Origin of the sequence: Mycobacterium sp. E2699 (genome assembly GCF_001666745.1) — a bacterium.
Lineage (GTDB): Bacteria > Actinomycetota > Actinomycetes > Mycobacteriales > Mycobacteriaceae > Mycobacterium.
On the sequence record NZ_LZJH01000014.1, the window covers coordinates 1 to 1,316 of the forward strand.

A 1,316-nucleotide genomic window follows, 5' to 3' on the forward strand; every position below is an offset into this window, starting at 1 on the left:
GCGAAAACGATAAACGTCTGGGTGAGAAGGTTTTCCAGGAACCACCCGGTGTGAAACGCCACCTCGCCGGCGTGCAGGATGCCGAGCATGAATCCGAAGGTCAAGAAGTCGAACAGCGAGTTGATGGGCCCGAACGTCAGCATGAACCTGCGGATGAAGGCGACGTTCCAGTGCGCCGGCGCATCGCGTTGCTCCTCATCGACGCGGTCGGTGGGGATCGCCAACTGCGAGGCATCGTAGAGCAGGTTGCCCAGCAGGATCTGGCTGGGCAGCATCGGCAGAAACGGCAAGAACGCCGACGCGGCGGCGGCGCTGAAGGTGTTGCCGAAATTGCTCGATGTGCCCATGAACACGTACTTGATGGTATTGGCGAAAATCCTTCTGCCCGTGGCCACCCCGGTGGCCAGCACCCCCAGGTCCTTTTCCAGCAGCACCACGTCGGCCGCGTCCTTGGCGACGTCGGTGGCGCTGTCTACGGAGATCCCCACGTCCGCGGCGTGCAGGGCCAACGCGTCGTTGACGCCGTCGCCGAGGAAGCCGACCGATCGCCCGTTGCGGCGCAGCGCGGTGATCAGCCGCGCCTTCTGCTCGGGGGAGATGCGCGCGAAGATGGTGTGGTTTTGCGCGGCGTCGACGAACCCGTCGTCGTCGAGGGGTTCCAGCTCGGCGCCGGTGAGAGTGCCCTTGGACGCCAAACCCAGGTCATTGCAGACCTTTTCGGCGACCCGCGGATTGTCGCCGGTGGCGATCTTGAGCTCGATGCCCAGTTCGGCCAGCTGTGCCAGCGACTGGCGCGCCGCGGGTTTGGGTTCGTCGGCGAAGACCAGAAAGCCGGCCAGCGTGAGGTCGTGTTCGTCGTCGGCGGTGAGCTCCGTCAGCTCGGCGGCCGGGCGGGTGGCGACGGCGACCACCCGCCGTCCGGCGGCGAACAAGTCCGCCAGGGTCGCATCCGCGGCCGCCGGCGTCCCGTCGCACCGGTCCAGGACCTGTTCGGGGGCGCCCTTGACGACGAGGAGGCGGTTGCCGTCGTCGTCGACCAACACCGACGTCGCGCGCCGCTCGTGGTCGAACGGCAGCAGCGCGACGCGGCGCACCGCGCCGCCCACCAGTTGCTGTGGCTGCGGGGAGTCCCACAGCGCGGCGTCGAGCGGATTGGCGCTCACCACACCGGATTCCGGGTCGACGTCGGTGGCCAGCAACCCGAGCCGCCGGACCGGCTCGGCCGGCGCACCGGCCGGATCGACCGCGCCGACCAGGCGGATGCGGCCCTCCGTCAGCGTGCCGGTCTTGTCGGTGATCAGGATGTCGATGTCGCC

1 protein-coding gene is annotated in these 1,316 nt (G+C 68.3%); it reads right to left on the reverse strand.

Features of this window, described 5'->3' with window-relative positions:
- Positions 1 to 1,316, reverse strand: a 1,316-nt coding sequence (locus A5696_RS00745) for an HAD-IC family P-type ATPase (protein ID WP_156738200.1), incomplete at both ends; no start/stop codon positions are given.